Here is a 23,250-nt window from a genome sequence, read left to right as displayed (position 1 = left end):
TACGAGTCAGCGGTTGAGGCGCCGAGTGACGGCGTCTATGCGGGCTCGAAGTTCTCGGGAGCGGAAGGGTTTGGTGACGTAGTCGTCCGCGCCGGCGTCGAAGGCCGAGACCTTGTCGGCGTCGTCGTGCAGGCCGGAGATGACGATGATGTGCGCGCTGGATCCGGCGGATCGTATGCGTCGAATGGCTTCGATGCCGTCCATGCCGGGAAGGGTCAGGTCCATCGTGACCAGGTCGGGGCGGATGGCCAGCGCCGCGCGAGCGCCTTCGGCTCCGTTGTCGAAGGCGTCGGTCGCGTATCCGGCGCTCTCGAGGATTCGCGTGAGCACGGACCGGACGTGCGGATCATCGTCGACGACGACAGCGGTGGCGCAGGCAGAGAAGTTCGAAGGGCTTGTGGGTTCTGAACGCTTGTCGAGAAGAGTCATGAGGTGACCGGTTGATCTTTCTGCGAGATGTGAAGATCCCGGTCCGTGAGGATCGGGGCGTGAGGAGTGGCCACGGGTCGATGTTCGTTCGTCACCACTGCGGGGACCGCCGCCGTATGGGACCGTTCTGTTCTTGGGGGGCGAGGAAGGAGGGCTTTTCGGTGCGGGGATGCCGGTCTCCGGCGAGACCGAAAACGTCCCCGAGCACCCGGTCCGTGTCCTCCGCCGAGGTGGCCGGGGGGTCCTTCTGGTCCGCGGGGTCGGTATCGCCGTCTTCGCGACCCCCGTCCTCGCCGTCCTCGCCGTCCTTGGCGTCGGCGGGCCGACGTTCGAGGGGAAGCAGGAGAAGGGCGAGAACGAGGACGGCAAGGCTGATACGCGCGGGGGTGGTTTGGACGTAGGCGAGAACGGCGGCGAGCGGGCCGCCGATGTGGCCGCGGACGGCGCCTACGAGCTGGTCGTAGGAGATCGTGTCGGGGTCCGCCGCGGTGTTGCCGTCGCCCTTCAGGAGGGCCTTACCGTCGGTGATTTCTTGGATGCGGTGGGTATACATGCTTCCGTCGGGGCGTCCGACGGTGACGACGCGGCCGGGTTGAAAGTCGTCGGGGTGGGGGTCGCCGATGAGAACAAGGTCGCCGAACTCGTAGGTGGGCGTCATGGACTTCCCATCGACGACGACGAGCTGGGTCCCGGTGGCCAGAGTGATGGCGGCGGGGGCGATGAGGAGGGCGAGCAACGCGCCTACGATGCTCCAACGGAGGAAGGAGAGGATGCGCATTGTGCCTCCAGGTGAGTATCGGGTGATGGCCGGTGGGGTGGAGCGCGTCACACGCGCGATAGCAGGCGCGCGCGCGGTTGCGGACGTTCGGGGCGCGAGGAGGACTGAGCGGTCGATGCCTCGAGGCAGAGGTGCGTGATGTTGGCGGGGCGGGGGACCCGGACGCGGAAGTGCACTGTTTGGGTCGCTGAGGGCAGGAGGGGCGAGACGGCGCAGAACGCGGGGTTACCGGACGTGTCGATGGTCAGCGGTGTTGACCACGTGGCACCGTCGGTCGTGCTGGCGGCGAGTGTTACTTCGCGCGCATCCGATGCACTGCTGCGCAGTTCAATACCGAGAATCCAGTCGATTGCCTTGCCGCTCGTGTTGTGCGCATCGATGGCGAATGCGTATGCGTCCGCTTGCGCATCGAATGCCGGAGCGGTGAGCGAAGAGGTGGTGTGCGCGGTGATGCGGCCGCCGTCCGTGTGTCCGAGACGGATTGTGTCGTGCGTGCACGAGTCAGGGGTGGGGGTCACGGCGGACGAGGACGGCGCAGCGTGGTCGACGCCGAGCGTGAGGAGAACGACAGCAGACGTGGCCGTGTGCGGTCCCTGAGGGTTCGGCCGGACAATGCTCATGCCGCCGCTCCTTCTGGGGTGTGGGTGGGTGCCGCTCGGCAGCTCGAGTACTCGTCGGCTGACACGCGGACGACGGTTCCGGCACCTGACCGGGCCTCCTCCTGACGCATGCTCACTATCGTAAAAACACATAACGGATCAAAACGGTGCGTATCGGATCTTACGCACCATAGCAGGAATCGCCTCGATCGTCCCGTCTGTTTGGGGGAACGCTCCGCGAAGTGCGCGCGGCACCCTCGTCCGTAGAGTGCGAGAGTCGAACCAGGTCCGTCCGCAACGCCCATGACGTTCACGTGTCTTCTGGTCGACGAGCGGTCGTCCCCTGCCTGCCGGGAGCGCTGATTGCCGCCGGATATTAGCGGTGGGGCCCGCGCGGCGGGGGCGTTATGAGCAAGTTATTCAGATCCTTAGAATCTTCGCGTGCTAGCTTCCGAGGTCCTGCAGCTGCTGACCACGCCTGCCAATGTGCCGTTCATCGCTTACTCAGGTGCGCCGAGTATTCGCCGGAGCATTCTTCGCGTCGATTATGTGACCGATGAGCACGCCGCGCGCAAGCTCCTTCCGGAGCCCCTGCATCTGCCTCTGATTCCGCGCGCCAGCGTGTTCTTCACGCAGTTCTTCAACTCGCACGGGGATGTTCCCCTCCTCGAAGTGACGCAGTCGATCGAAGCGGTCAGCTCGGCAGGCGTCGTGGGGGACTACATCCAGGCGGTCTACACGGACAACGTGACCTCGATCATCCACAACCGTGAGGCCTACCTGCAGCCCGTGCTGTACGGCGTAGGGTCGATCGTGCACCGCGACGGTCAGCGAGCAACTTCTCGCTGACCGTGAACGATACCGTCGTCGTTCGCGGGAGTGCGGGCTACCGAAGCGAGCCGATGTTCGCCGACGACGCCGTCGAGTTCCTGCAGCGCCCCAAATTCTTCCTGAAGGTGCTCGGGCGGCCGGCATTGGGTGAGCCAGCGAAGCCCACTCTCTTCATGCTGCGCAGCGCAAAGCTCGAGGTCCGCGACGCCTACCGGGTGCCGTCGCGGCTTACTCTCGACGGCCACATCATGGCCCCGTTCGACCAGCTGCCCGTACGTCACATCGACTCGTGTCACACATTCGAAACCACGTGGTCGATCGGCGAAACGGAAGTCCTGCACCGCTACTGACTTCCCTGGGAGCCCGCGCGGCAGGCTTCGCAACGCGCGGCGACGTTACAGCTGGCTCTCCTCGTTGCGCGGACGCTGCCGCCTCAGCGTCCCGTGCGAACGGAGTCGAGCGTCGATCCTGTTCAGCTCGAGGGCGTCGCCACCTCAGGGGTGCTTCGGTCAGCCACGTTCGAGGTGCTCGATATGTACTCGACCACCTCGTCTCGCACGATGACCCACTTCGAGCCGATGTGGTACGCGGGCAGCTCGCCGGACTGCAAGTACTCATAGACGGTCTTGCTGTTCAACCCGAGCACCTCGGCGACGTCTCTGGCGGAAAGGATCGGCGGATATCCAGCGAACAGGTGCTCGAGGTGCTTAGGCATGGCGCTCCCGGGGGGTAACAGACTCATCACAGTTTACGGGCACCATGCCCAATAACGGCCTGATCCGGCGTGATTTTGCGTGAAGCGCACTACATCGGGTGTAGAGCTCGAGGCGGAAAAGAGTTGTTAGGGGCTGTCGGCGTCGGCTATGGTCCACCTGAGTCCGTTTCAACCCGTTTCATACCAAAGGATCTTCTGTGGATTGTTCTGTTCCGGTCGTGCCCTCCCCGGCAGCGCCCGCGATCACGGCCTCGGGAGGGTCCGGACTTGCGGCAACAGGCTCTCCCATGGACGTCATACTCGCCTGCGGCATCGCGCTCGTCCTTCTCGCGGGTGGCGTCATGGCTTTGGCCCGGTCGCGTCGGCGTCGCCGTGAAGCGCTGCCCTCTTCCACGGCGGCCGCGCCTGGCGTGGGGCTCGCTCTGTCGAGCGTGCTGGGCATGATCTTGCTCTTGGGGGCCTTCTCCCCGTCACAGGCCGCGCATGCCGCTCCGGAACAGTGCGATGTCATCTCGGTATCTGATGTGCAGATCGACGCGCCCGTGCTCGCCGGCGGAGTGATCCAGCTCGTACCCGGCGGTCAGCCTGCCGTCGTTCGCGCGTCCGTGACGAACTCCACCACCGTGCCCGTGACCCTCACCGCGATCGCACGCACCGATAACGCCGTCCCCCTCGCGACACAGATCGTGTGGAAGAGCGAGAGCTCGAGTGGTTCGGCCGTCGAGTCCAGCTTGGGGGACTCCGACTCGCACTCCCTCGGGACCTTGGCTCCGGGTGAGAGCACCACGGTGACGTTCGCGGTGAACTTGCCCGCCTCGGTCGGGAATGAGTACCAGGGCCAAACAGTCCCCCTCAGCCTGCTCGTCCAGGCCGTCCAGGAGGGCTTCTAACACCCGCACCTCGCGCGCCCGCATCTGCGGGCTGCGCCCCCACCTTCTCGTCGAGCCGCTACGCCACCTTCGTTCGCACTCGTCGAGCCCCTCAGCCTCCCTTTCCGACCCGAAGCACGACTCACCACTGAAAGAAAGCAGATCCCATGTCCACCACCAAGCGCTCCTTCTCGAAGAAGAAGGTCCTCGTCGCCTCCCTCGCCCTGCTCACTATGGGCCTGGGCGGCACGGTTGCCACCGGCGCGTACTTCACCGCCGACAAGACCGTTTCCAGCAACACCCTCGCGTCCGGCACCGTCGTGATCGGGAACATCGGCGACGACGCGTCCTCCACAGCGGCGCTGTCGTTCACCAACGTGCTCCCGGTTGCGTCCTCGGACGTCGCGACCAAGGCCAAGACGTTCAACATCAACGTCCGCAACAACGGAACGGCGGCCGTTGACTGGAAGGTCCAGATGGCTTCCACCTCGAGCGACTTCGCCAAGCAGGTCAACGTCGAGTACAGCACCGACAATGGCTCGACCTGGTCGAAGACATGGACTGCTGACGACCTCCGAAACGTCTCCATCCCGGGCACCTCCTCGCTCGCTGCTGGCGGAACCGCGGTGATCAAGTTCCGTGCGTGGCTGCCCGCCGCCACCGACAACACAGCCCAGGGTAAAACTCTTACGTTCTCGACCGTCGTGAACGCCATCCAGGCCGGCGCTCCGTTCTCGTCCTGACCCTCGCGCGTGGGCGCCGGCAGCACGCTGGCGCCCACGTCTCTGCGCGCGGCGAGTCGTCAGCCCATATCCGTCGATGGGTTGTCCTTCCGCGTAGGCCGAGCTGTCTGCCGCGCCTCCAATTTTCACGCGTGTCCCCACATCCTCGGCAGCACGCGATCACCCGAACGTCCCCCTTAGTGCCCCTCGTAGGAGATGACATGCCACCCGCCGCCGCCACCTATGCCCCTCGGCCGCGACAGGCCCGTGGACGGCGTCTCGCGACGACGCTTCTCATGGGCGTTCTCGCAACGGGAGTCATCTCGACCCCCGCCGCAACGGGAGCCTGGTTCACCGCAGACAAAACGGTGAGCAGCAACTCGTTGACGGCGGCCACCCTTCAGCCCGTCAGCGGCCTAAAAGCCGTCAAGTCCTCGATCGGTGTGGATGTGTCGTGGACGAGCGCACTGCAACAGTCGTGGGCAACCGCTAACTCGGTCACCTCTGAACCGACGTACACCGTCACCCGCACCATCGACGGTGCCAACCCGACGGCGATCAGCACAGGTACGAACCTTTCGGTGACTGACCAGTACGGCAAATCGGTCTCCATCAAGCCCACCGTAATCGACTCTGGATCATCGATTGCCGGCTACATCAGGAGTGACGGGACCCTCATGATGTGGGGGTCAAGCTCCGCATCAGGGCTCGCTAACGCGTCCAGGCAGTCAAGCAGTGTACCGATTGCCGCCAGCATTCCGGCGGGAAACCCGATCATCAACATGGCGCTGAACGGGTGGTCAGGCGCGGCCGTGAGTTCTACCGGGAAACTGTTCACTTGGGGCCCGGGCCTACATGGCGGCAAGAACTGCAGCGACGAGTCATCCCCGCCTGACACCATTCAACTCCCCGCAGGAGTGACGCCCATCGCCGCGTCGCCGGGTGTCGGCTCCTACTGCTCACTCCTCGTTCTCGACTCCACCGGCCAGCTGTGGCAACGCGGTGGATCGGTCGGCGGTACCTCCACCACCTTCTTCAAAGTGAACCTGCCCGGTGGTCGTACGGTGAAACAGCTCACGAGGCGAGAAACGGTTCTTGCCTCAGATGGCACGGTCTGGTCGTGGGGTAACAACAGCCGAGGTCAATTCGGGAACGGGACCACAACCGGAAGCTCCACGCCGGTTCAGGCCATCTTTCCAGAGGGAACGGTGATAACTTCCGTATCTGCAGACTCGCAAGCTCCCTCTTTCGTCGCAATTGCCTCAGGGGGCCGGGACCTGTATGCATGGGGATATAACGATTCGTACGGCGCACTGGGGTTGGGAAGCGTTAAAGAGGAGAACATTCTCACGCCCACCCGCATGAAAACACCCGAGAATCAATGGTTTTCAGATGCACAGATCAAGTCATCCACAACCGTCATTGTTTCAGGATCGGACAGCAGCAAGCTGTACAGCGTCGGCTACGCCTCCAACGGGCGCGCAGGCAACGGAGTAATCAACAATACAGCTACCGGAAACTTCATCCAGATGGATGTTGCGTCGAATATCTCCGCCACCAAACTCGCTACCGGAAACTCGCAGGCATACTTCGTCGACAAAAGCACCAACAATCTCTACGGGTGGGGCTATGCCGTGGATGGATCCACTGGCACTGCTCTTTTCGGGAACAATCAGACTTCCCCGGATGTTTACGCGAAACCCACTCAGGTGCAAACAAATCTGCAACTATCGTCAGATAGCGCCCGGTATTTCTGTGGAATTGGAACCACGTCGAATAGTGACGGTTATTGTGTCCCAAACGGGGTTGCCGAGTACTCCGTCACGTATCCGTATCAGGCTTGGACGTCCTCCTCCGCGAAAGCGACCGCGAGTGCACAATCCCCTCCGCCGTGAACTGCGGGTGAAGCGCGTTAGAACGGGAGCAGGGCTTCTCCCCCAAGAACCCCCTGCTCCCGCCGCCGCACCCAGGCGGCCCGCTCAGGGGAGGGACCCCGATCGGGACGTCCTTCTTGGCAGCGCGCGAGCGGCCGAACGTCCCCCTCGTGCCCCTCACGGGAGATGACAGTGGAATCCACTGCCGCCACCGACCATCCTCCTCGGTCGCGACAGGTCCACCGCTACTCCTTTGGTGGGCGGATGTCCACGAGAGCTGCGGTCAATGCAAATCAGCAGTTCGCGCGGATGCGGGACACCAGAACTGCGAGAGCCTCGAGACAAGGTCCTGCACACGTCCGTCTGCCTTGCTGAACACGCGATGCGCGGAACACTCACGAAACGATTGCCCCATGATGCTGAAGAAATCTCCAACGCTCGCTATCGCTCTTATTGTTGCCGTTCTGGGCGTGCTCTCTAGTTCATCTAGCGCCGCCGTGGCGGCCGGAACGGAAATAGCGGTGGGCGGCGAGCCCACGTCGATCGCCGTGAGCCCCGACGGAGGGACGCTGTACATAGGTCATTACGCTACCGGCGAGGTGACGATCGTCGCGACCGCGACGAGATCTATCGAGGGCAGCATCGCAGCGGGTGCCGATTTGACCGACCTGGCCGTGACACCGGACGGTGAGTACCTGTTCACGGCAACCGGATCGGCGATCCAAAAGTTCTCGACAACGGGGCGAGATCTCGTCCGCGACTGGGCGCTCGACGGGTCCAGCGCCGGTATCGCCGTGAGCCCCGATGGGCTCGCTGCTTACGCGACGTCCGGTGATGTCCTGAAGGCCTATCTCCCTACCGGTGTAGCGACGCTGGCGGTGGTCGGCGGCTCTCCGACGTCGCTCGCGATCACGCCCGACGGCAAACGGATCCTGACAACGAGCGGAGACGATGACACCGTCTCGATCGTGTCGGTCGATGAGCGGAAGGTCGAGGCGACTGTCCCTGTGGGAATCTATCCGACGGACGTGGCAATAGCGCCGGACGGGGGGCTGGCACTGGTGGCGAACGGGGTGGGCTCGGTATCCGTTATCGATCTCACCGACGACTCGGTGCTGGACACGATCAACGTGGGGCAAACCCCCGTGGCGGTGACAGTAAGCACCGACAGCCAATGGGGTTATGTCGCCAACGCCAATGACAACTCCGTCTCTGTGCTTTCCCGGCAGACCCGGTCGGTCGTGCGCACCATTCCGACGGGCAACCGTCCGGTGGCGGTCGTTCTGAGTCCCGATGGCGACAACTTGTACGTGTTGAACAATGTGAGCGGAAGTGTTTCCGTTCTCACCGTCGAGCGTGCCCCGGCGTTCACTGCCTCTACGCCCAGCGACACCGCAACGGTGGGCACCGCCTACACGTACGCCTTCGCCGCATCGGGCTCCCCGGCGCCCACGTTCCAGCTCGCTGACGGGTCGCTCCCGGACGGGCTGACGTTGAGTTCAGACGGTATCTTGTCGGGCACGCCGACGACAACCGGCGCGAGTTCATTCCGCGTCACCGCGTCCAACGGTGTCGATCCCGACGCGACCACCGACGTGATCACCATCGATGTGAACCCCGAATCGGTGGCCCCGCGCTTCACCGCTTCGACACCCGACAAGATCGCGACGGTCGGGATCAAGTACTCCTACACGTTCGCCGCATCCGGATACCCCACACCGCTGTTCACCGTGTCACAGGGATCTCTGCCGGACGGTCTCGAGCTCGATCAGTTCGACGGGAGCCTGAGAGGGTACCCCACCACCCTCGGCGCCAGCACATTCACCGTGACCGCAGACAACGGAGTGGATCCCGGGGCCTCGACCGGCCCCATCACGATTACCACTGAGCCGGCGCCTGCAGCGCCCGTCTTCACCGCATCGACGCCGCCACCAGCGGCGACAGTCGGAACGCCCTACTCCTATCGATTCACCGCAGGCGGATACCCCGAGCCGCAGTTCTCGATCGCGCGGGGTGCGCTGCCGGAGGGCCTCACGTTGAGCAGTGACGGATGGGTGTCAGGAACTCCCACGGCCGCGGGCGCGAGCACTTTCGCCGTTACCGCGTCCAACGGCAGCGGCCCTGACGTCAGGACCGACCCCATCACGGTCACCGTTTCCCCGGCGCCTCAGGTTGCAAACCCGCCCGACCAGCAGGTCCACGGCGACGCGACGCCACCAACCGCCAACGAGCTGGCGGTGACCGGCAACGACGCCAGCCTCGCCGCGCCCTTGCTCGGCGCCGGACTGATTGCTGCGGGCGTGATCGCTACGGGTTTTCACCGGAGGCACCGTACGCAGGAGTGAGAAGCAAGAGCAGCGATGCATCACCCGCACGCCGGCTTCCTCGAGCCGGGGGCAGGGTTTCTCCCCAACAACCCACCCCTGCCCCCGGGCCGCCGCACTCAGGCGGCCCGCTGAGGGGAGGTTCCCCCGACCGGACCCTCCCCTCAGCGCCCTTGGACGAAAGCACATCCTTGACAGCCGGTCCCGCGACGCTGTCTGGTCGCGGATGGTTGATACGTCGTCGTCCTCGTCGGGTCACCGGGCGTCGGTCACGTCAGATCTCTCCGGCGATCCCGAGAAGATCTGACCTCGTCGCTAAAGTTCCGCTTCAGCGCGAAACCATAGCGACACGCGGAAAGGGCAACCGCACGCGAGCCTGAGCCTGGAGCGTAAAGAACTCCCGCGTAATCGTTGAAGAGTTCGATGCCCAGGGTCTCATCGACGGCTCGGTTGCCCGTGCTGCGCGTCGTCACGGCGGGGGCGTACATGCCTGTCTCTTCGCGGAAGCGTGGCCCGGAGAGCATGGACGGGGCGCAGGGAGATGCGGGTTCGCGGGTGGTTCGTCAGAGGAGGATGCGTTGTGTGCACGAGCGTTCTGTCGCGGGGTGAAGGGGCCAGCCCGTCGAGAAGGCGGGCCGGCCCCGGACTCAGGACTGGGGGGCGCCAGCCTGGATAGCGTCGAGCTTGAGCGTGAACGTCACGGTCTTGTTCTGAGCGGAGTTGCCCGTGGTGGAGGGTAGCCACGCGCGTCACGAGATGGTCTGCGAGCCCGAGGTGCTCAGCTCCGCACTGCTTGCAATCTTCTGTCCGTTGAGAGCGTCGAGGGTGATGGGGTCCGCCCAATTACCGCTGCCGATCTTGTACTGCACGTAGACCTGTTTGGCGAAGTCGCTCGAGGTCAGGCTGATCGAGGCATTCCAGTCGATCGCCGCCGTTCCGCGGTTGCGGATCACGGTGATGAATTGAGAGGCCTTCCCCGTCGGGATGTCGGCATCTGCGAGAGGAAGGACGTTCGTGAACGTCACCGGAGTAGAGGTCGTTGCGTCGGACCAGTCGGTGCCGCCGAGAACAACGGTTCCCGAGGACAGTTTGTTGTTCGACACGGTCTTGGAGTCCGTGAAGTACGCTCCGGACGCGACGGAGCTGGCGAGCCCGATGCTCAGGAGAGCGACGGCGGCGATCAGAGTTTTCCTCTTGCGAAGGTGGGTGACAAGGGTCATGGGAGCTGCTTTCCACTCAGGATGACCGTCCTGCGGATTCAAGACGGAGTAGTTGGTTCGTTTATGCGCGCGCGGTCGACATGCGCAAAAGGGTGGTCGCCAGTCGAGCTTTCAACTCCCCCGCGCGGCAACGGACGCGCGGAGGCGCATGTCGTGCGGGCCTCAGGCTCGGCATCGATCGAGGCCTGCTTCAGCGCCAAGGTCGCGCAGAAGCGACTGTTCCTTATGGTGCAAAGAGGAACAATTTGGTTTGAAGCAGATCGAAAACACCCCAGCAGGGAATTTCTACCTCGACGCACTATTCGTCGAAAGTGCTGACTTCGGCACGGAGCACCGTCGCTTCGCGCCGGCATTCCCTCCTCGGTTGCCGCAGCGGTAAGCATCATCCCGGTGAACACAGCGGAGCCGGAAAGGGTGGTCGCCTCGCGACCGGGTCACCGAAGAGACGTCCGCCGCTGCCGTCCATCGTCGGCGGGGCGCCGCAGAAGACGGAGCACGAGCCGGTTAGTCGTCAGATGCCACGGCGGCTCAGCCGGCCTCGGGTCGCGGCCGTTGGTATACGTCGGGCACGTCGTCGCCGTCGGCATCCACCTTCTCGGCGAGAGCCAACTGCTTGTAGCGCCGGTTGCGCAAGAGGAGCAGGGACGAGGCGAGGATGGATGCCAGAAGCGAGGCGACCATGATCGCGATCTTCGCGTCGTCGGTGTGGGGCGAGCCGTCGGGGAAGCTCAGCTCGGCGATCAACAGCGAGACGGTGAAGCCGATCCCGGCGAGCAGGCCCACCCCGGCCAGGTCGATCCACTTCAGAGCGGGGTCGAGCCGGACCTTCGTCACGAGAGTGAGCAGGCGGACACCGAGCAGGATGCCGAGGGGCTTGCCGAGCACGAGACCGGCTACGACGCCGAGGGTGACGGGGTCCGTCACAGCGCGGAGCAGTCCCTCGCCGCCGCCGACCGAGACCCCCGCCGCGAAGAAGGCGAACAACGGCACGGCAATGCCCGCCGACAGGGGACGGAAGCGGTGCTCGAACTGCTCGGCGAGGTCCATGCCCCGCACCTCGGGCTGACGGCGCGAGGCGGCGACCGGGATCGTGAAGGCGAGCGCGACTCCGGCGATCGTCGCGTGCACCCCCGAGGCGTGCAGGAACGCCCACGCGGCGAAGCCGATCGGCAGCAGCACGACCCAGGCGCCCCAGGATGTGCGGGCGAACCACGCGCGGCCACGGTGGGCGATGACGCCGTAGACGACGACGAGCACGGCGAAGACCGCCAGCGGCACCAGCGCGATGTCGCTGGTGTAGAAGACGGCGATGATCGCGATCGCGATCAGGTCGTCGACGACCGCGAGCGTCAACAGGAAGATGCGCAGGGGACCGGGCAGATGCGAGCCGACCAGCGCCAGCACCGCCACCGCGAAAGCGATGTCGGTCGCGGTGGGAATGGCCCAGCCCGCCAGCAGGCTCGGCTGCGCGTGCACGATCGCGGCGTAGAGGAGGGCGGGCACGGCGACCCCCGCGAAGGCGGCCGTCACCGGCACGATCGCGGTCCCCAGTCGGCGGAGGCTCCCGACGACGATCTCACGCTTGAGCTCGAGGCCGACCAGGAAGAAGAAGACCGCCAGCAGGCCGTCCGCCGCCCACGACCCGACGCTCAACTCGAGGTGCCATGGCGCGTAGCCGAAACGGAGGTCGCGCAGCGCGAAGTACGCCTCGGACGCGGGGGAGTTGGCCCACACGACCGCGCCGATCGCGGCCAGGACCAGCAGCATGCCGCCGACGGATTCGCGGCGCAGAAGCGTCGTGACGCGGTGGACTTCGGCGTATCCGGGCCACTGGGGCGCGCGGGTGGTGTCGTGGCTCATGAGGCTTCCTGGAGGGTCGATCGACAGATCGTCGACCAGACTTCCCGACACGCCTCTCTCAGTTTAGTCGGCCCGACCCCGGGCCGGGTTTCAGTCGGACTCCTCGTCCTCTTCGGGGTTGAAGTGCGAGGCCGTGTCGGAGTGACCGGCGGCGACGCCCTTCGGGTCGTCGGGGATGGTGCCATCGGCCCCGAGCCCGCCGGGCTTGGCCTCTCCGTCGGAGCCCGAGCCGGCGGTGGGCGAGACCTCGACGTCAGTGCCTTCGAAGGAGTCCCCGTCGGCAGCGGCCTGCGACGGGTCGGAGATTTCGGATGCCATGAGCGTGCCTCTCTCGTCATCGGTGGCGAGGCGGTGTGCGGTGCCCCACCGGGTGCCCGACGTTACCGAGCGCTCCGGCGCCGGCATCCCCTCTTGTGGGGCGGGCCCGGGTGTGCAGGGCGGCGCCCCGCACGGGACGCGCGCGGGCCTGGGCCGTCGTGCGGAGTCCGGCCGCGCCGCTCCGCTGCAGGCCCCCTCAACCGGCGTGTCGACGCGGAACTCCGCGCGACGGCACGACCGGCTGATGCTTCAGCCTGCGGCGGCCCGCCGCGCGTCAGCTCGGGTCGCCGCCCAGCGGACCCACGGCGGGGATCGGGCCGCCGTCGTCGGCGCCGGTCTTGCGCGCGCGGGCGATGGCGTTGCCGAGGTGGTAGATCACCAGCGCCGCGACGGAACCCAGCACGATCGGACCGAGCTGGAAGTCGCCCCACTGCATGGTGAAGCCGGCGATGGCGAGCACCAGGGCCACGGCGCCGGTGTACTGGTTGACCGGACGCGAGAAGTCGACGCGGTTGTCGACCCAGATCTTGATGCCGATGATGCCGATCAGCCCGTAGAGCGCGGTCGTGACACCGCCGAGCACTCCCGCCGGAATGGTGTTGAACACCGCGCCGACCTTGGGCGACAGGCTCAGCACGATCGCGGTGAGACCGGCGACCCAGTACACCGCGGTCGAGTAGACGCGGGTCGCGGCCATGACGCCGATGTTCTCGCCATAGGTCGTGGTTCCCGAACCGCCGAAGGTACCGGCAAGGGTGGTGGCGACACCGTCGGCGATGAGAGCGCGGCCGGTGGAGCGGTTTGCCGTGGCATCCGTCATCGCCGCCACGCCCCGCACGTGACCGACGTTCTCGGCCACGAGCACGAGCACCACGGGGAGGAACATCGCGATGACCGACCAGGTCGCGGGCGTCGTGAAGTCGGCGATCTCGAAGGTCGGCAGGCCCACCCAGGGAGCGGCCTCGACGGCGCCGAAGTCGATGAGCGTCTCGCCGGTGCCCGCCTGGATGAGCACCGTGGCGACGTAGCCGACGATCACGCCGAGGAAGATCGAGATGCGCCCGAGGAAGCCGCGGAAAAGCACGCTGAACACGATGACGGCGACGAGCGTGATCGTGCCGGGCAGGGGCTGCACCTTGAAGTTCGACCACGCGACCGGGGCGAGGTTGAAACCGATCAGTGCCACGATCGCCCCGGCGACGACCGGCGGCATGACCTTGTCGACCCAGCCGAGGCCGACGAACTGCACGATGAAGCCGATCACGGCGAGCAGCACGCCGACGGCCACGATGCCGGCGAGCGCTGAGCCGGTGCCCGCGGTGGTCGTCGCTGCCGTGATCGGCGCGATGAACGCGAAAGAGGAGCCCAGGTAGCTGGGGAGGCGGTTCTTCGTGATGAGCAGGAACAGCAACGTGCCGACACCCGAGAACAGCAGCGTCGTCGACACCGGGAACCCGGTGAGCACCGGCACCAGGAAGGTGGCGCCGAACATCGCGATCACGTGCTGGAGCCCGATCGCGATCGTCGCCCCCCAGTTCAGGCGCTCGCCGGGGGCGACGACGGCCCCGGGTTCGACGGTGCGCCCGTTGCCGTGCAGCTTCCAGCGGAACATGTGTCTCCTCAGGTGGGGGTGGATGCCGAGGTCACGTGTTCTCGCCGAGCTCACACCCCGTGACGTGTGCTCTCGACGAGGTCGCGTGATCTCGATGGTCGTTCTGGCGAGATCACGTGATCTCGCGGGGTGGTTCCGCCGACGCCACGTGATGTCGGTGGCATCGCGGCGGGTGAGGTCAGGACGTGAGCAGGCGCAGCAACTCCGCGTAGCGGTCGCGGGTGCGCTCGACGATCTCGGCGGGCAGGGCCGGCGGCTCGCCCTGCTTGTCCCAGTTGGCCGCCAGCCAGTTGCGCACGATCTGCTTGTCGAAGCTGGCCATGCGCTCGGCGGGAGTGGAGCCGGTGCGCCAGGCCTCGGCATCCCAGTAGCGGGACGAATCCGAGGTGAGCACCTCGTCGGCCAGGGTCAGCACACCGTCGTCGTCGTAGCCGAACTCGAACTTCGTGTCGGCGAGGATCAACCCGCGGGCTTCGGCCGTCGCGGACGCGCGGCGGTAGATCTCGAGCGAGAGGTCACGCAGGGCCGACGCCGTCTCGGCTCCCACGAGCTCGACCGAGCGCTCGAAGGTGATGTTCTCGTCGTGCTCGCCCATCGGCGCCTTGAACGCGGGAGTGTAGAGCGGCTCCGGCAGACGGTCGCCGTCGTTCATGCCCTCGGGCAGAGGGATGCCGCACACGGTGCCCTCGGCACGGTACTCCGCCCAGCCCGAGCCGGTGAGGTACCCGCGCACGACGCACTCGATCGGCTGCATGTCGAGGGACCGGACGAGCATCGAGCGCCCCTGCACGGCATCCGGGATCAGGGCGACGGCCTCGTCGCCCACCAGAGCGTGGTCGGCGGCGAGGTGGTTCGGGATCGAGCGGCCCCCGTCGGCGCCGGCGAGCTGATCGAACCACCACAGGCTCAGAGTGGTGAGCAGCTCGCCCTTGTCCGGGATGCCGGGAGACAGCACGCGGTCGAAAGCGCTCACGCGGTCGCTGGCGACGACGAGGAGGTGCGCGGGGGCCTCGCCCTCGGCGGTGTCGGTCGGCACGTACAGGTCGCGGACTTTGCCGGAGTAGACGTGGCGGAAGCCGGGGAGCTCGAGCGGGGGAGCGGTGGTCACCCGCTCATTATTGCGGGTGCGGGGCACGCGCATCGGCGCGGATTGTGTCACAACGCTCGCTCGCGCGCCTGCCCCCCGGACGCGGCCACCCTCCTGACTACGCTCGGTGGAATGACCGAGGCAGCCCCCGATACCGCGGTGAGAATCGACCCGCACGCCGGTAGCCGGCATACGACCATCCGCGGGTGGGTGTTCTGGCCCGCAGCCGGCATCGCCCTGGCCTTCATCGCTTTCGCGCTGATCTTCCCGTCCGCGGCCGAAGCGACCTTCACCGCGGTGCAGACGACCATCGTGTCCACGTTCAACTGGTATTACGTGCTGATCGCCGCGTTCTTCGTCGTCTTCGCCCTCACCATGGGCTTCAGTCGGTTCGGCACGATCAAGTTGGGCCAGGACGACGACGAACCCGAGTTCTCGACCATCTCGTGGTTCTCTCTCCTGTTCGCCGCCGGCATGGGTATCGGCCTCGTCTTCTACGGGGTGAGCGAGCCGCTCAGCCACTTCGTCTCTCCCCGCCCCGGCGTGGAGGGCACTCCCGCCGAACTCGCGCAGCAGGCGATGTCGCAGACCTTCCTGCACTGGGGCGTGCACGCGTGGTCGATCTACGTCGTGCTCGGTCTCGCGCTCGCGTATGCCTTCCACCGCCGTCGCCGCCCCCGCACGATCCGCTGGGCTCTCGAGCCGATCCTCGGTGCGCGCCTGGTTCAGGGCGGGTGGGGCAACGCGATCGACGTCGCCGCCCTCGTGGGCACGCTCTTCGGTGTCGCCACCTCGCTCGGGCTGGGCGTCATCCAGATCAGCGCGGGCCTCGACTTTCTCGGCGTCGTGCCGCCCACCATCATTAGCCAGGCCATCATCATCGGCATCATCACCGGGTTCGTGCTCTTCTCGCTGCTCTCGGGCGTGGGCAAGGGCATGAAGTGGCTGTCGAACATCAACCTCGTGCTCGCGGGCGTGCTCATGCTGTTCCTGCTGTTCGCCGGCCCGACGGAGTTCCTGCTGCGCGACGTGGTGCAATCGATCGGCAATTACATCCAGAGCTTCGTGGGCTTGTCCTTCACGGTCAGCGCGTATGCGGGTGACGACGGCGTCGCCTGGCAGGGCGCGTGGACGGCGTTCTACTGGGGCTGGTGGATCTCGTGGGCGCCCTTCGTCGGGATCTTCATCGCGCGCATCTCGCGCGGTCGTACCGTGCGGGAGTTCGTGGTCGGCGTGATCCTCGTGCCGACGCTCGTCGGCATCCTGTGGTTCACCGTCCTCGGCGGCACCGCGATCTACGGCGAGCTGACGGGCACCGCGTCGTACACCGGGCCCGACGGGTCGGTGGACGTGTCGACCGCGTTGTTCCAGATGCTCGAGAACGTCCCGGCCTCCGGGGTCCTGATTGTCGGCTTCCTCATCCTGATCGCGGTGTTCTTCGTGACCTCCGCGGACTCGGGCGCGCTGGTGATGAGCATGATCGCCACAGGCGGCGAGGAGGAGCCCAAGAAGTGGGTGCGCGTGTTCTTCGCCCTGGCCACCGCGGTGATCGCATTCGCTCTCCTGATCGCGGGCGGGCTGCAGGCGCTGCAGACCGCGGCAATCAGCATCGCTCTGCCCTTCAGCGTCGTGCTGCTGGCGATCTGTTGGGCCACGGTCGTCGCGTTCCGACGCGAGATGAAGGCCTACGACAAGGCCGAGCGCGCTCAGTTGCGTGATTCGATCGGTGAGCACTACGGCCTCGAGGTCGAAGAACCGAACCAGCGCGGAATCTTCGGCATCCCCGTGCGGTGGCGTCAGCGTCGTGCGGTGGCGGCACAGGCCGAGGCGCGCGAGGTGGCTCTCGCCGATGCGGAAAGCAGCCCCGAATCGGTCGGAAGCGACTCCGCGAAGGCCTGACCCCCGGCATCCCTCACCGCTGCGAAGCACGCCGCGCCCCGAATCGGGCGCGGCGTGCTCGCGTCGAGTGTGCACGACGCGCCGCGACGATTCGCGCGCCAACGGTGTGTGCTCGACACGCGACGTTCATCTTCGCGCGTTGGCGCGGGGCGAGGAATGAGCGTATAGTCCACGTGGACTAGTCGAAACGGACCATGAGGAGGACGGATGCCGGAGGCCAGCCATCTCACCCCCGTCGCCGTCATGATCCTGGCCACGCTCCGCGAGGCTGACATGCACACGTACGAGCTCGTGCGCCTGCTGAAGGAACGCCGGGACGACCGCCTCGTGCCCCTGCAGAAGGGCACGATCTATCACACGGTCGCGCGCCTCGAACGCGACGGTCTCCTCGCGGAGGTCGGCGTCGATCGCGACGGCAACCGTCCCGAGCGCACCACCTACACGATCCTGGATGCCGGCCATCGGGCCGTCGAAGAATGGGTGCGCGCCGAACTCCCGCGAATCGACAGACCGGGCGAATTCCGGGTCGCCCTCTCCGAAGCCCACAACCTCGGGCGCGCCGAGGTCATCGGTCTGCTCGACGCGCGCCGCGCCCGGCTCGTCGCCTCCGTCGAGGAACATCACGACGGTCTCAGCGTCGCGGCCGAGCGCGAGACCCCCGAACAATTCCTCGTCGAGCTGCGGCGTCAATCCGCTCTGCTCGACGCCGAACTCGCGTGGCAGGACTCCCTGCGTGCGCGCCTCGCCGATCGCTCCCTCCCCTGGGGCATCGCCGAGATCCCCGAACACATCAAGAAGAAGCACCGCGTCTCAAAGGAGACCACAGCATGACCGACTCTCGCGCCGCCTCCGCGGCATCCACCCGTACCGGGTCCCACCAGACCCACGAACGCAGCCCCTGGCCCGCCCTCTGGGCGCTGGTCATCGGGTTCTTCATGATCCTCGTCGACACCACGATCGTCTCGGTCGCGAACCCCGCCATCAAGGCAGCCCTCGACCCGAACACCAACAACCTCGACAACGTCGTGTGGGTCACCAGCGCCTACCTGCTGACGTACGCCGTGCCGCTGCTGATCACCGGGCGCCTCGGCGACCGCTTCGGGCCGAAGAACATCTACCTCACCGGCCTCGCCCTCTTCACCCTCGCCTCGCTCGCGTGCGGTCTGGCTCCCTCGCTCGAGGTGCTGATCGCCGCGCGTGCCGTGCAGGGTCTCGGAGCGGCGATGATGACGCCGCAGACGATGGCCGTCATCACCCGCACCTTCCCGCCGCAGAACCGTGGCGCGGCGATGGGCCTGTGGGGTGCCACCGCCGGTGTCGCCACCCTCGTCGGCCCCCTCGCCGGTGGCCTGCTGGTGGACGGCCTCGGCTGGGAGTGGATCTTCTTCATCAACATCCCCGTCGGAATCATCGGCTTCATCGCCGCCGTCATCCTCGTGCCGCAGCTGCCGCGCACCGCGCACAAGTTCGACATCCTGGGCGTCGTGCTGAGCGCCGTGGGTCTGTTCCTCATCGTGTTTGGCCTGCAGGAGGGCGAGCACTACTCCTGGGCCGCGTGGATCTGGGCGATGGTCGCAGCCGGCGTCGTCGTCATGGCGGTGTTCGTCTGGACGCAGGCGCGCAGCACGGGGGAGCCGCTCGTTCCCCTCGACCTCTTCCGCGACCGCAACTTCTCGATCGCGAACCTGGCGATCGCGGCCGTCGGGTTCACCGTGACGAGCATGGCTCTGCCGCAGATGTTCTACCTGCAGCTCGCCCGGGGTCTGACCCCGACCGAGTCGGCGCTGCTGCTCGTGCCGCTCGCGATCCTGTCGGGCGTGCTCGCACCGTTCGCCGGCAAGCTGCTCGACCGCACCGACCCGCGCTTCCTGCTCGTGCCGGGTCTGCTGCTCGTCGGCGGATCGCTCGGGCTCTACGTCGCACTGATCCTGAACGACGCCCCGATCTGGATGTTCCTGATCCCCTCCGTCTTCATGGGCATCGGAAACGCCGGCATGTGGGGCCCGCTCGCGACCACCGCGACGCGCAACCTCCCGCCGCGCCAGGCGGGTGCCGGCGCGGGCATCTACAACACGACCCGCACGGTCGGATCGGTCATCGGATCGGCATCCATCGCCGCCTTCATGCAGGCGCGCCTCGAGGCGAATCTGCCGGGGGCGGCGGATGCCTCGGCCAGCTTCGGTGGCGGAGTGCTGCCGCCGCAGGTCGTCGACGGCTTCTCGCAGGCGATGGGTCAGTCACTCACGCTGCCGATCATCGTCATCGGTCTCGGCCTCGTCGCGGTGCTGTTCATGCGCCGGCCCTCGGTGATTCGCCCGCACGGTGCTCCGCGCGACGCGGCTCCCGCGCAGCAGACCGCTCCGGCCGCCGCGGGCGAGTAGGTCGCCTTCGCGCTCGACGCCGTCGCCTCCGGGCGGCGGCGTCGTCGCGTACGCCGGCTACGCCGATCGCGCTCCGTCGGATACCATCCCTTTCAGTTCGCGGCTATCCCCTACGCATCCTGTCCGCGAGCGGAGAGCCGTGGAGGCGATCGTGTCGTTCGTCGAGCCGAAGAGCATCACCCACAGCGGACGCGCGATGTTCGCCCAGACGCAGGTGCCCTTCTTGATCGGGGTCGCCTACGTCATCGTCATCGTCGGCCTCGAGCGGCCGGCACTCCTGGCGGCGCCGACCTCGGTGATGGGCTTCGCGGTGGCGCTCGCGGCCACCGCGCTCGGTGCGTTCCTCCCCGGGAAGAGGGTGCCGCCGATCTCCATGATCGTGGTCGCGGTCCTCGACATCACGGCCGTGGCCCTGATCCGCGCCGAGATCGCACAGGTGTTCGCCGCGGCGACGCTGCTGGCGATCTTCCCGATGCTGTGGGCGGCGTACACCCTCGGATGGGCGGGTATCACCCTGATCGTGCTCGGTTCGATCGCGATGCTGGTCTTCCGGTTCGCGTACTCCGGCGTCGTGCCGACCACGCTCGCCGAGTGGGCGAACGTCACGAGTCTGCCCATCGTGATTCTCGGGCTGACGGTCGTGACCTTCCTCGCGGCGCGTCGTTCGGAGCGCCGCGACCGGTTGTTGGATGCCGCGCACGGGGCGCAGCTGAACGCGCTCGCCGAGGCGCGCGATGCCGAGGCGCTCGTCTCAGGCATCCTCGACACGGTCGCCGCGGGGGTGGCGTTCTTCGACGAGCACGGTCGGCTGGAGCTGGCCAACGCGGCGGCGAACGAGATCGCCGCGGCGGCCGGGGTGCGTCTGGACGAGCCCCCGCACACGAGCGACTCCGTGCTCGCCGCCGATCGTCAGACCCTCGTCCCGCCCGAGGAGCAGTTCCTCCCCCGGGCGTTGCGGGGCGAGGCCATCCGCGGACACCTCGCCTGGATCGGACCGCCCGACGCGCAGATGGCGATCCTGGTGTCGTCCACTCAGCTCCGGCGCTCCGACGGGTCGGTGCAGGGAACCGTGGTGGTCGCACACGACGTCACCGAGCTGGCCGATGCGATCGAGGTGCGCGAGCAGTTCCTGCGCACGGTCTCGCACGAACTGCGCACCCCGCTCACCGGTGTCACCGGGTTCCTCTCGCTCATCGACGATGCCGTGGGCCACCACGATGCGAAACTGCGTTCCTACATGGACGTCGTCAACCGACGGGCCGACGACCTGCTCCAGCGCCTGTCCGACCTCGTCGCGGCGACCGCCCGCGACGACGAACTCCGGCTGTCCGAGGTCGACGTCCGAGAGGTGGTCGATGCCGCGGTGCGGCGGGTGAAGGCGCTCGCGCAGGCGCGGGTCATCCCGGTGGATGTGCGTGGCGCGCGGTCGGTGCGGGCGCGGGTCGACGTCCGGAAGGTGGAGGATGCGATCGCCGAGCTGCTCACCAACGCCGTGAAGTTCGGCGATCCCGACTTCGCCGTCACCGTGACGTGCGACGCCGACGAGGAACGCGTGCGGGTGAGCGTCGCCAACGATGGCCCGGGGCTGTCCCACCCCGAGCAGCGTCGTGTCTTCGACCGCTTCTATCGCACGGCTCGCGCGCGCTCGCTGGCCGTCCAGGGTTTCGGGCTGGGGCTGAGCCGGGTCCGCACGATCGTCCACGCGCACGACGGCCGCATCCACCTCGAGAGCGCCCCCGGGGCGCGCACGACGGTGACGATCGAGCTCCCCGCCGCTTCCGCGCTCCCCGCGCGTCAGGGATGATCCGCCGGTCATCACCCCGACGTCACCCCGTCGGTCTCCGTCGCGCCCAACGCCGCTCCCCGAGCCCGGTCCCGGCGTCGTGGAGGACCGCCCCCTCGGGCTGGAAGCCGCGCCGTTCGTAGAACGCTCGAGCGCGCTCGTTCACCTCGAACACCAGCAGGTGCGCGTCGTCGTCGCCGATCGCGGCGTGCAGGAGCCGCGATCCCAGACCGATTCCCTGTACGTCGCGCCGCAGGTACAGCGTGCTCAGCTCGGTCGCGGGAAGCCCTGCGCGCGGCGGATCGTCGATCGAGGTGCTGGCCACGCCGACGACCGAATGGATCTGCCACGCGATTGTGACGGACCGAGAACCGGACCTGATCCGTTCCGCCCACCGCCCGACGCGGTCCTCGGCGGGCACGTCGAGGAGAGCATCGTCGATCAGCCCCCGGTACGTCTGCTGCCAGGCGAGCGTCTGGAAGGCGGCCACCGCCGGTGCATCCTCGAGGCGTGCCCGCGCCAGTGCGATCCCCGTCATGCCCGCCGCTCGCACACCAGCGCCCCCACCGGCCGGCCTCCGCGCGTCTCGCGCGCGTGCGTCTCGACGACGTCGAAGCCCGCGGCATCCGCTCTGCGCCCCAGCTCCGCCGCGGGCCAGCGGTACGCCCGGACGACGGCATGCTCGAATGCTTCGACCTCCGCACCGACGAAGAAACCGAGCAGCAGTCGGCCGCCCGGACGCAGCGTTCGCGCGAACTCCCGCAGCGGCACGTCGACGCGCGCCGGTTCGTGGTGGATCGTCGAGAACCACGACAGGATCCCGCCGAACTCCCCGTCGGCGGCTTCCAGGCCGTCGATCGTGTCGACATCGAACCGGATGCCGGCATGCACCGCCCGCGCGTGATCGACGAAACGCGGAGAGAGGTCGACACCCCGCACGTCGAGGCCCTGCCGGGCCAGGTGCCCCGTCCAGTGCCCCGGTCCGCATCCGGCGTCGAGCAGCGGACCGGTGACCGAGGCGGCCCAGGCGTCGACGATGCTGCGGTCGACCGGGTGCACGGCATCCATCGATCCCAGAGCCGCGATGTACTCGTCGGCCCGGGCGTCGTACGCGGGAGGTTCGCTCATGCGGCGGGTTTCGGCATGGCTTCGAGATCCATCCGATCGAGCCAATCGCGCACGGCGGCTCCCGTGAGACCGGGGCGCTCGAGGTGGACGTTGTGCCCCGCGCCGTCGACGACGACGAAGCTTCCTCGCGGGTAGTGGTCGCGGAGCGCGAGGCCGTCCTCGAAGCCCACGACGTCGTCCTGGCGCCCGAACAGGTGCAGCGCGGGCGCGGTGAAGGGTTCTGGGTGGGCGTTCTCGGGCAGCGCATCCAACGAGTAGTCGCCGGCGATGCGGTCCATCACGGTCGCGTCGGCCCCGCGCAGGCCGGGCAGGACGTATCGCCGGAAGGCGTCGAGCGAGGCGGCATCCTGGATCACGCTGACCTCGGTGAAGGCGTCGCGATCGGCGCCCGCGCGGCGGAGGACGTGGGGATCAGCCCACAGGACGGTTCGCTCGGGCACCGTGCGTGCGGTGTGCTTCGCCTCGACCACTCCGGCCAGCGTGGCGACGCCGAGCACGCGCTGTCGGCGTTCGTGCGCGACGTGACGCGCGAGCATGCCACCGAAGGAGTTGCCGATGACCGCGAAAGGCTCGTCGCCGAGATGTCCATCGATCTCTTCGAGGAGGGCTGTGGCAACCTCACGCGTGCTGGAGGCCGTGGCGGTCGCCGCCGCCGCCTCCGTCCACGGCAGGTCGATGTAGATCCGTCGCCACGGCATGCCGTCCGTCATCTGCTCGAGCGGCAACATGATGCGGTGATCGACACCGAATCCGTGAAGAGCGATCAGGGGACGTCCGCTACCGGTCTCGAGTGCGATCACCGTTCGAGGCTACGGCTCCTG

The 23,250-nt window shown here is 67.1% G+C and carries 22 protein-coding genes; 10 read left to right on the top strand and 12 right to left on the bottom strand.

Features of this window, described 5'->3' with window-relative positions:
- Positions 1–6: 6 nt before the first annotated feature.
- The 3 genes from AB6V29_RS09130 to AB6V29_RS09120 all read right to left on the bottom strand — a co-directional run bounded on the left by AB6V29_RS09130 (position 7) and on the right by AB6V29_RS09120 (position 1,827).
- Complete coding sequence (locus AB6V29_RS09130) at positions 7–429, bottom strand: response regulator transcription factor (protein ID WP_141376398.1); 423 nt, start codon at positions 427–429, stop codon at positions 7–9.
- 91 nt (positions 430–520) lie between these two features.
- Entirely contained in the window at positions 521–1,207 is a 687-nt protein-coding gene (locus AB6V29_RS09125) for a signal peptidase I (protein WP_369358140.1), read from the bottom strand.
- Positions 1,208–1,254: 47 nt separating this feature from the next.
- The gene (locus tag AB6V29_RS09120) at positions 1,255–1,827 is read right to left on the bottom strand and encodes a hypothetical protein (protein ID WP_267789148.1); all 573 of its coding nucleotides are present in this window, start codon (positions 1,825–1,827) and stop codon (positions 1,255–1,257) included.
- 420 nt (positions 1,828–2,247) lie between these two features.
- Here AB6V29_RS09120 and AB6V29_RS09115 point away from each other — a divergent pair, with 420 nt between their 5' ends.
- Together AB6V29_RS09115 and AB6V29_RS09110 are read left to right on the top strand one after the other, a co-directional pair.
- Positions 2,248–2,655, top strand: coding sequence for an acetoacetate decarboxylase family protein (locus AB6V29_RS09115; RefSeq protein WP_369358138.1), 408 nt, complete (start codon positions 2,248–2,250; stop codon positions 2,653–2,655).
- A gap of 2 nt (positions 2,656–2,657) precedes the next feature.
- A complete protein-coding gene (locus AB6V29_RS09110) occupies positions 2,658–2,987 on the top strand; it encodes an acetoacetate decarboxylase family protein (RefSeq protein ID WP_369358136.1) in 330 nt (109 codons plus the stop codon).
- A 122-nt stretch (positions 2,988–3,109) separates the two neighbouring features.
- Here AB6V29_RS09110 and AB6V29_RS09105 read toward each other — a convergent pair whose 3' ends face one another.
- Entirely contained in the window at positions 3,110–3,352 is a 243-nt protein-coding gene (locus AB6V29_RS09105) for a helix-turn-helix domain-containing protein (protein WP_141376406.1), read from the bottom strand.
- Positions 3,353–3,639: 287 nt separating this feature from the next.
- Here AB6V29_RS09105 and AB6V29_RS09100 point away from each other — a divergent pair, with 287 nt between their 5' ends.
- From AB6V29_RS09100 to AB6V29_RS09085, 4 genes are all read left to right on the top strand, one after another.
- Positions 3,640–4,242 carry a hypothetical protein gene (locus tag AB6V29_RS09100; RefSeq protein ID WP_369358134.1) on the top strand — a complete coding sequence of 201 codons (603 nt, stop codon included), beginning with the start codon at positions 3,640–3,642 and terminating at the stop codon, positions 4,240–4,242.
- Between the two features lie 146 nt (positions 4,243–4,388).
- Complete coding sequence (locus tag AB6V29_RS09095) at positions 4,389–4,964, top strand: hypothetical protein (RefSeq protein ID WP_267789155.1); 576 nt, start codon at positions 4,389–4,391, stop codon at positions 4,962–4,964.
- A 200-nt stretch (positions 4,965–5,164) separates the two neighbouring features.
- Positions 5,165–6,838: an RCC1 domain-containing protein gene (locus tag AB6V29_RS09090; protein WP_369358132.1), complete on the top strand. Its 1,674-nt coding sequence runs from the start codon at positions 5,165–5,167 to the stop codon at positions 6,836–6,838.
- Positions 6,839–7,230: 392 nt separating this feature from the next.
- On the top strand, positions 7,231–9,162 hold the full coding sequence (locus AB6V29_RS09085) for a putative Ig domain-containing protein (RefSeq protein ID WP_369358131.1): 1,932 nt from the start codon (positions 7,231–7,233) through the stop codon (positions 9,160–9,162).
- A gap of 728 nt (positions 9,163–9,890) precedes the next feature.
- Here the strand turns inward: AB6V29_RS09085 and AB6V29_RS09080 are convergent.
- From AB6V29_RS09080 to AB6V29_RS09060, 5 genes are all read right to left on the bottom strand, one after another.
- Complete coding sequence (locus AB6V29_RS09080; protein WP_369358129.1) at positions 9,891–10,361, bottom strand: hypothetical protein; 471 nt, start codon at positions 10,359–10,361, stop codon at positions 9,891–9,893.
- A 528-nt stretch (positions 10,362–10,889) separates the two neighbouring features.
- A complete protein-coding gene (nhaA, locus tag AB6V29_RS09075) occupies positions 10,890–12,221 on the bottom strand; it encodes a Na+/H+ antiporter NhaA (RefSeq protein ID WP_369358193.1) in 1,332 nt (443 codons plus the stop codon).
- A gap of 90 nt (positions 12,222–12,311) precedes the next feature.
- Positions 12,312–12,539 (bottom strand): hypothetical protein, encoded by a 228-nt coding sequence (locus AB6V29_RS09070; protein WP_369358128.1) that lies wholly within the window; start codon positions 12,537–12,539, stop codon positions 12,312–12,314.
- Positions 12,540–12,813: 274 nt separating this feature from the next.
- Positions 12,814–14,151: a uracil-xanthine permease family protein gene (locus AB6V29_RS09065; RefSeq protein ID WP_369358126.1), complete on the bottom strand. Its 1,338-nt coding sequence runs from the start codon at positions 14,149–14,151 to the stop codon at positions 12,814–12,816.
- Positions 14,152–14,329: 178 nt separating this feature from the next.
- On the bottom strand, positions 14,330–15,292 hold the full coding sequence (locus AB6V29_RS09060; protein ID WP_369358125.1) for a phosphoribosylaminoimidazolesuccinocarboxamide synthase: 963 nt from the start codon (positions 15,290–15,292) through the stop codon (positions 14,330–14,332).
- A gap of 78 nt (positions 15,293–15,370) precedes the next feature.
- On the opposite strand from AB6V29_RS09060, the gene AB6V29_RS09055 reads away from it, so the two are divergent.
- From AB6V29_RS09055 to AB6V29_RS09040, 4 genes are all read left to right on the top strand, one after another.
- Positions 15,371–17,137, top strand: a complete 1,767-nt coding sequence (locus AB6V29_RS09055) for a BCCT family transporter (protein ID WP_103206956.1) — start codon at positions 15,371–15,373, stop codon at positions 17,135–17,137.
- Positions 17,138–17,344: 207 nt separating this feature from the next.
- Positions 17,345–17,968, top strand: a complete 624-nt coding sequence (locus AB6V29_RS09050; protein ID WP_103206955.1) for a PadR family transcriptional regulator — start codon at positions 17,345–17,347, stop codon at positions 17,966–17,968.
- A complete protein-coding gene (locus tag AB6V29_RS09045) occupies positions 17,965–19,518 on the top strand; it encodes an MFS transporter (protein ID WP_369358123.1) in 1,554 nt (517 codons plus the stop codon). Before AB6V29_RS09050 ends, AB6V29_RS09045 begins: the two co-directional genes overlap by 4 nt.
- Before the next feature lie 139 nt (positions 19,519–19,657).
- Positions 19,658–21,322, top strand: coding sequence for an ATP-binding protein (locus tag AB6V29_RS09040; protein WP_307314652.1), 1,665 nt, complete (start codon positions 19,658–19,660; stop codon positions 21,320–21,322).
- A 22-nt stretch (positions 21,323–21,344) separates the two neighbouring features.
- Here AB6V29_RS09040 and AB6V29_RS09035 read toward each other — a convergent pair whose 3' ends face one another.
- From AB6V29_RS09035 to AB6V29_RS09025, 3 genes are read right to left on the bottom strand one after another with little or no spacing between them, the layout of a single operon-like run.
- The gene (locus AB6V29_RS09035; protein WP_369358121.1) at positions 21,345–21,839 is read right to left on the bottom strand and encodes an N-acetyltransferase family protein; all 495 of its coding nucleotides are present in this window, start codon (positions 21,837–21,839) and stop codon (positions 21,345–21,347) included.
- Positions 21,836–22,429: a class I SAM-dependent methyltransferase gene (locus tag AB6V29_RS09030; protein ID WP_369358119.1), complete on the bottom strand. Its 594-nt coding sequence runs from the start codon at positions 22,427–22,429 to the stop codon at positions 21,836–21,838. The genes AB6V29_RS09035 and AB6V29_RS09030 overlap by 4 nt, the downstream gene beginning before the upstream one ends.
- Positions 22,426–23,229, bottom strand: a complete 804-nt coding sequence (locus tag AB6V29_RS09025) for an alpha/beta fold hydrolase (RefSeq protein ID WP_369358117.1) — start codon at positions 23,227–23,229, stop codon at positions 22,426–22,428. The genes AB6V29_RS09030 and AB6V29_RS09025 overlap by 4 nt, the downstream gene beginning before the upstream one ends.
- Between the last annotated feature and the right edge of the window lie 21 nt (positions 23,230–23,250).

Source organism: Microbacterium sp. 20-116, from assembly GCF_041079415.1.
In the GTDB taxonomy this organism is placed as follows: domain Bacteria; phylum Actinomycetota; class Actinomycetes; order Actinomycetales; family Microbacteriaceae; genus Microbacterium.
The sequence above is the reverse complement of the archived record's forward strand: the minus strand, read 5'-3'. Positions and strand labels throughout refer to the sequence as shown.